Source organism: bacterium, assembly GCA_030247525.1.
In the GTDB taxonomy this organism is placed as follows: Bacteria; Electryoneota; JAOADG01; order JAOADG01; family JAOADG01; genus JAOTSC01.
This window is the reverse complement of sequence record JAOTSC010000170.1, coordinates 1-6,930: the sequence shown is the minus strand read 5'-3', so window position 1 is coordinate 6,930 and position 6,930 is coordinate 1. Positions and strand designations below refer to the sequence as shown.

The following is a 6,930-nucleotide window of genomic DNA, read 5'->3' as shown; positions in this document are numbered from 1 at the left end:
AGTGACCGATTTCGCTAAATTGCGCGGCCGGTCCACATTCAGGCCTAAATTCACTGCCACGTCATACGCCAAGATTTGTAATGGGATTACTGATAGAATCGGCGACAATTGCGGAAGTGTATAGGGAATCTCAATAACTTCGTTGGAGCGGCTGCGTATTTCATCGTCGCCTTCGTTACAAATCGAGATTACGATTCCGCCACGGGCGCGCACTTGTTCGATGTTGCTGATTAACTTCGACCGCAGCGGGTCGCGCGGAGCCAAAAATACAACCGGCATATTCTCGTCGATTAAAGCAATCGGCCCATGCTTCATTTCCGCTGCCGGGTACCCTTCGGCGTGGATGTAAGAAATCTCCTTCAACTTCAATGCACCTTCCAACGCTACCGGGAATTGATACCCGCGTCCAAGGTAGAGGAAATTCTTACTGTGGGAGAACCTCAGTGCGATGTCGCGAATTTGATGTCGCAGCTCTAAAATTGCCGCAACTTTTTTCGGGATCTCGACTAATTCGTTAACCAATTCGTAAGCGCGCTCTTGTGAAAGCACTCCCCGCAAGCGTCCGAGTTTGATTGCCAGCATGGTTAGAACGAGCACTTGTGATGTAAACGCTTTTGTCGAAGCCACGCCGATTTCGGGTCCGGCATGAAGATACGAACCGTAAGCGGTTTCGCGCGCTATCGTCGAACCGACGACATTCACAATACCGATTGGCATTGCCCCTTTTTGCTTCGCTTCGCGCACTGCGGCAAGGGTGTCGGCTGTTTCGCCCGATTGCGATATTGCGATGGCAATCGTTCCCGGTTCAATCACGGGATCACGATACCGGAATTCACTGGCGTATTCGACTTCCACCGGTATCTTTGCTAAGTCCTCAAACAGACACTCACCGATCAAGCCCGCATGCCATGCCGTTCCGCAACCAAGAAATATGATGCGCTTCATTTTCGCTAAGTCGTCGATAACCGCAGATAAACCGCCAAGCTTGATATCCCCTTCATCTTTCAGAATTCGGCCGCGCATGGTGTCGGATAACGTTTGGGGTTGGTGGTAAATCTCTTTAAGCATGAAATGGGGGAACCCGCCACGTTCGATTTGATCGATATCGTAGGATATCCGTTCGACTGCTTTCGTTACGGTCACCCGTTTTTTCTTGAATTCGACTTTATCGCGGGTAACCACGGCTACTTCGCCATCATCCAAGAAGCTGACATTGCGGGTATAGTTTACCAATGCTGCCGGATCGGATGCGACAAAATTTTCGCCAACACCTAATCCGATGATGATCGGCGAACTTACTCGCGCGGCAATTAGTGTGTCGGGTTCGTCTTTATGAATGACCGCAATACCGTATGCCCCTTCGACTTGCGAGAGTGCTTCCTGTACCGCTTGTTCCAAGTTGCCATTGTATAAGAAGCCAATCAGTTGGGCTAATACTTCAGTATCGGTTTCGCTGACAAACTGAATCCCTTCACGTTCTAACCGGAGGCGAATCGATTGGTAGTTTTCGATGATACCGTTGTGAACCAATGCAATTGTCTTATTCTGATCGAAATGGGGGTGAGCGTTCAAAACTGAGGGAACGCCGTGGGTCGCCCATCGAGTATGCCCGAGCCCTAACTTTCCTGGAAGAGTGCGTTTGGCTGTACTTTCCAACAACATATTGATTCGTCCGACTGTTTTGTCGGTATGCATAACCCCATTATCTATTATCGCAACACCTGCGGAGTCGTACCCGCGATACTCCATCCGCTCCAACCCTTGTAACAATACCGGTAAAGCATCTTTTTGACCGATGTAGCCGATGATTCCGCACATAGTATGCTGGGTTCCTTTCAAGGATAATTTGAAAACTGCTCGTTAGTATTTTCGATTCAGTGCTACGCTTCTACAGAAGTATTCTTTCGTTTTTGCTGTTCCAAAATGACCAACTGACCGCAAGCAGCGCCAATCTCATCGCCACGGGACAGCCGCCGGGTAACTGCACCGGGATACCGTTCATGTAATTCTGCGGTAAAACGGTCGATCTGTTCGATGGATGGTCTTCGGAAGGGAGCATCCGGTCCCGGATTATAGGTTAATACGTTTATCTTTGCCGGGATGCCATGTAATCGCTTAATAAGCAAGCGAGCATCGGCAATTGAGTCGTTCACCCCTTCCAACAACGTGTACTCAATAGTCACGCGGTTACCGGTCGCATCTGCCCACGCTTTCATTGCAACAAACAATTCGTCTAACGAATACTTTTTCGTTACCGGCATCATTGCTTCACGACGCACATCATCAGGTGAGCCCATAGAAATTGCTAACCGACATGGGAGTTTGTCTTCGATCATCTGGTAAATACCCGGCACCCAGCCCGCTGTCGACACTGTAATGTGTCGTTTCGCCAGTGCGACTCCTGCCGGATCGTTCAGAATCCGAACCGCCCGCTTCACTGCATCGTAATTGTGCATCGGTTCACCCATTCCCATGAAGACGACATGGGTTAGCGGTCTCGATTCGCTGTAACGAACCGTTAATGCTTGTTCGATGATTTCACCGGTAGTGAGTTGGCGGATGAGTCCCATCGTACCGGTAGCACAAAAGGTACAACCAAGTGCGCACCCGACCTGTGAACTAACGCACAACGTTGCGCGTTCCTTGTCGGGAATCCAAACCCCTTCTATTGTACGTTCGTCACGTAGTAAGAAGAGGTACTTTATTACGCCAGAGATTTGGGACTCGGTGCGGTATGCAATCGAAAGGTTTGACGGAGCCGTATTCTCGTACAACCATTGACGAAAGGCTTTCGGCATGTCTGAAAACAGCCGTGGGTCGCGAACACCACGCGAATACAACCATTTATAAACCTGTTCGACCCGGTATGTCGGTTGCGCTTGTTCGGAGAAAAACTCCGCTAACCCGGAACGGTCCATACCGATCAGGGTTGGAAGAGTATATGAAGACGCGATGTTTGCGGGATTTATACTCATGAACAAATAAGGTAGACACAACGATTGGAGAGTGCAAGGAATTTGTTCGGGTAGGTTTATTAACTACTTTTCGATAATTCACAAGGAAGATAGTTTTATGGATGAAGTAAAAGCGCTCGAACAGCTCGCCGAGGCAAACCGCAACTTAAAAGCGGAAGTCGGAAAAGTGATCATCGGGCAACAGGAAGTCGTCGAAGGAATTCTGATTTCACTGCTTTCCCGAGGTCATGCTTTGTTGGTCGGAGTGCCGGGTCTCGCGAAAACATTGTTGGTTAGAACAATTAGCCGTTTACTCGATCTGGAGTTCAATCGCATCCAATTTACCCCAGATCTAATGCCTTCCGATATAACCGGTTCCGAAATCTTGGAAGAGGAACATGGTACCGGGAAAAAACACTTTCGGTTTATTCGAGGGCCAATCTTCGCTCAGATTATTCTCGCAGACGAGATCAATCGAACCCCCCCAAAAACACAAGCAGCTTTGTTGGAAGCGATGCAAGAGCATGCAGTAACCACTTCGGGAACGACGATGCAGTTAAAAGAGCCGTTCTTTGTTCTGGCGACGCAAAATCCTATTGAACAGGAAGGAACCTACCCATTACCTGAAGCGCAGTTAGACCGCTTCTTGTTGATGTTGCGAGTCGGATATCCCAGTTTTGAGGAGGAACTGCGCATCGTAAAAGCGAATGGTGTCGCCGCTCTCGATTCGCTGCAACCTATTCTTTCCGGAACAACTCTAATCGAGTTGCAAGGGCTCATTCGCAGAATTCCCGTCGCGGAAAATGTGGTGCAGTATGCCGTTGGTCTGGTTCGCAAAACCCGTCCCGACGAATCGGAAGTGCTGCCAGCCGTGAAACCGTTTATAAAATGGGGAGCTGGGCCACGAGCATCGCAGGGACTTATTATCGCTGCTAAAGCACGGGCGGCGTTGGCCGGGAAACCGACGCCGGAAATCACCGATGTAAAAGCGATTGCGCCTTCGGTATTGCGTCACCGTATCGTACTGACCTTCAATGCGGAAGCGGAAGGGAAGTCTACCGATGACATCGTTGCGTTGTTATTGAATTCCTGATTGATACACAGTTGTAAACAATCAATACGGTTTAATTGTATTGACACCGGATAGCATCATCGGATTGTAGTGAAGCAGGTAATTCAGCAGTCTCGAGCCTTGTAACTTTTTTCGATGGTGTAGACTCTAACAAACAAACCGGAAGGGGAAGTATCATGCACCGCAAAGTATCTATTTTAGTTGTGTTCACGTTATTGCTGACTTTAGCGGGTTCGCTTTGGGCGAAATCGACCGTAAAAGAGAAGTTCCATCAGGAAGTTAGCGGTGCCGGAATTGCCGAGTTCCATCTGAGTAATGTAAACGGTTCAGTCGATATGGAAGCCTCCTCGAGTGACATGGTCATCATTGACGCCTTTAAAGAAGTTAAAGGTCCCGATGAAGACGAATGTCAGAAAATCCTCAAAGAGTTGACAATCGATGTAAAGAACAGCGAAAACCGAATTTCTGTTAAGACCAAGCAAATGAAGAATTTGTTTCGTTATAACTACTCAGTAACTTACAAAGTCAAAGTACCTGCCCGAATGCGATTAGAAGTAGGAACTACCAACGGTAACGTAACGTGTATCAAGAATGAAGGCGGCGCAGACATCGAGTCGACGAATGGAACTCTTGAATTTATCGAATGTAAAGGCGAGTTGTTCGGTGGCACTACCAATGGCAACATCGATGTCCGCAATTGCTCCGGGAAGGTCGAAGCGGAAACGACGAATGGTTCGGTGATTGTCAAGGGTGACATTCGTAGTGTAAAATCTTCCACCACCAATGGCAACGTCGAAATCGACTGTAATCCGGATGCCAATGGGAAAGTGATTGCAGAGACGACAAACGGCAGCATTGAGCTGAGTTTACCAAAAACCGCTTCGGCGCATGTGACTGCCGAGACCTCGAATGGCAAAATTGATGTCGACGGCTTTACATTACAATTGAATAAGAAGCGAACATCTGCCATCGGAACGATTGGCTCTGGAACAGGCAAAATCGAATTGGAAACGACAAATGGTGGTATCGACATTATCGCCAAATAATCCACTCATCATCAAACTTCAATGCAAGTTTTAGTCAGTTTTTTATTTCAGTGGAAGAACAACGGAAAGGAATCGGTTCAACCCGAGGAGCAAAATGATACTCAGGAATCGAATCGTAAGCGTACTTGGATTACTCGCGCTATTAGCGGTGTCCGCCCATGCTTTTGTTTTCAAGCACGACACCTACCGCCGGGAGCTGTCAGCAGAAAACAAATCGATGGTTATAATGTTAAACAACTTCGGATCGGTCGAAGTGATTTCCTCCAAAGAAGAGCGCATTATTGTCGAAGCGGAAATCTATTATTCCGATCCGGTGCAAGCCGGCATCAACGCGATGCTCGGTGGCAACCCGATGAAAATCCGCGACCGGAAGGATCATTGGGAAATCATGTCTGAGTTTGATCCCGATATCGGTCAAGTTGACTGTAAATTGACTGTTCCCGAAACTATGAGTCTTGAAATTCAAAGCAAGGGAAAAGTAGTTTGCAACAACCATAAGGGATCTTACAAGATTACTTCGGCAACCAGTGCTCAGGTAACTGTTGGAAACTGCGAAGTCGCCGCAACGGTTGACGAAACGAGTACAACACCACATGATATTGGTGTCGAACGGATAAGAGGTTATGTCGGGAAATTGAACCGGTTGTTGGATTTACCAAATTATCTGAACGATCTCAAGTAGCGAGTAGTTGATAATCATGGTCCCGTGTTGTGATAACGCGGTTTTCCATCGGTAATCGGAATCGCACTGTTCACCAATTGCAGCGCAGGCAGTAGCCTGCGTTCGCTTTTTTCGGGAGTGTATAAAATGAGTGTGCGCGAAACGCTTAGACCGGAGACTGTTCGTCAACTGGAGAACATCCAGTTACGAGCGCGCCGCGTGGTCGAAGGGTTTCTCACTGGACTCCATAAATCGCCATACCACGGGTTTTCGGCGGAGTTTGCACAACATCGACAGTATCACCCCGGCGATTCGATGCGAGCAATTGACTGGAAAGCATACGGTCGCAGCGATAAGTTGGTTGTTAAAGAGTTTCAAGAGGAAACCAATCTTCGTACAACGATCTTCTTGGATTGCTCCGGCTCGATGAAATTTTCCTCGCCCGCTGCCAATGGCGTTACCAAGTTTCAGTATGCATCCGATTTGGCGGGTGCGCTTGCCTTCCTCATGATTCACCAACGCGATGCGGTCGGTCTTGTTCGTTGCGATACCGAGATTCGCGAATCGATTCCCCCTCGTTCACTGAATAGTCATTTGAACGTACTGCTCACCTCGCTTGAGAATGCTGAACCGGGAGGCGAAACTGAGTTAGGACCACAGCTCCACCGGGTTGCGGAGATGATTCATCGTCGCGGTTTAGTAATCCTCATCTCCGATTTATTCGACGATCCGGATGCCGTCCTCAAAGGATTAGCTCATTTCCGTCACAATGGTCATGAAGTCTTAGTGTTTCACATCCTCGACCCTTGGGAGTTATCATTTGCCTTCCCGAAAGATGGGCGTTTTATCGATCTCGAAACCGGTGAAGAGATACTCACCCGACCTCGTCACGTCGCAGGAGATGTAAAACGGGGAGTAGGTGATTTCTTCCACAAATTGCAGTTTGAAGCCCTCGCCCGCGGTATCGAGATCGTACAAATCACAACTGATATCCCGTACGACACAGCTCTCCTCCGTTATCTTGCTCGCCGTTCCCGCTTGTTGTAACCAAATCGAACATATCTCCTCTTACGAATAGAACTGCCAGTTTATGAAACAGCGGTTCTCCGATAGTGCAAGCAGTATAAAACTGTGTGCTAAACACTTCATGGATTTATCTCAAATGTCGACTGCAACCGAAAATGCATTACCTTGCAT

Annotated in this window: 6 protein-coding genes; 4 read left to right on the top strand and 2 right to left on the bottom strand. The window is 48.2% G+C overall.

Going from position 1 to position 6,930, the window contains the following annotated elements; genetic code table 11:
- Together glmS and rlmN are read right to left on the bottom strand one after the other, a co-directional pair.
- Positions 1-1,818, bottom strand: a 1,818-nt coding sequence (gene glmS, locus OEM52_12705) for a glutamine--fructose-6-phosphate transaminase (isomerizing) (GenBank protein ID MDK9701000.1), incomplete at its 3' end; no start/stop codon positions are given.
- A 62-nt stretch (positions 1,819-1,880) separates the two neighbouring features.
- Complete coding sequence (rlmN, locus tag OEM52_12700; protein MDK9700999.1) at positions 1,881-2,975, bottom strand: 23S rRNA (adenine(2503)-C(2))-methyltransferase RlmN; 1,095 nt, start codon at positions 2,973-2,975, stop codon at positions 1,881-1,883.
- A 97-nt stretch (positions 2,976-3,072) separates the two neighbouring features.
- Between rlmN and OEM52_12695 the strand changes: the two genes are divergently transcribed.
- The 4 genes from OEM52_12695 to OEM52_12680 all read left to right on the top strand — a co-directional run bounded on the left by OEM52_12695 (position 3,073) and on the right by OEM52_12680 (position 6,780).
- Positions 3,073-4,047 carry an AAA family ATPase gene (locus OEM52_12695; protein MDK9700998.1) on the top strand — a complete coding sequence of 325 codons (975 nt, stop codon included), beginning with the start codon at positions 3,073-3,075 and terminating at the stop codon, positions 4,045-4,047.
- A gap of 155 nt (positions 4,048-4,202) precedes the next feature.
- On the top strand, positions 4,203-5,072 hold the full coding sequence (locus tag OEM52_12690) for a DUF4097 family beta strand repeat-containing protein (GenBank protein MDK9700997.1): 870 nt from the start codon (positions 4,203-4,205) through the stop codon (positions 5,070-5,072).
- Between the two features lie 94 nt (positions 5,073-5,166).
- On the top strand, positions 5,167-5,754 hold the full coding sequence (locus OEM52_12685) for a hypothetical protein (protein MDK9700996.1): 588 nt from the start codon (positions 5,167-5,169) through the stop codon (positions 5,752-5,754).
- 126 nt (positions 5,755-5,880) lie between these two features.
- Positions 5,881-6,780, top strand: coding sequence for a DUF58 domain-containing protein (locus OEM52_12680; GenBank protein ID MDK9700995.1), 900 nt, complete (start codon positions 5,881-5,883; stop codon positions 6,778-6,780).
- Positions 6,781-6,930: the final 150 nt, after the last annotated feature.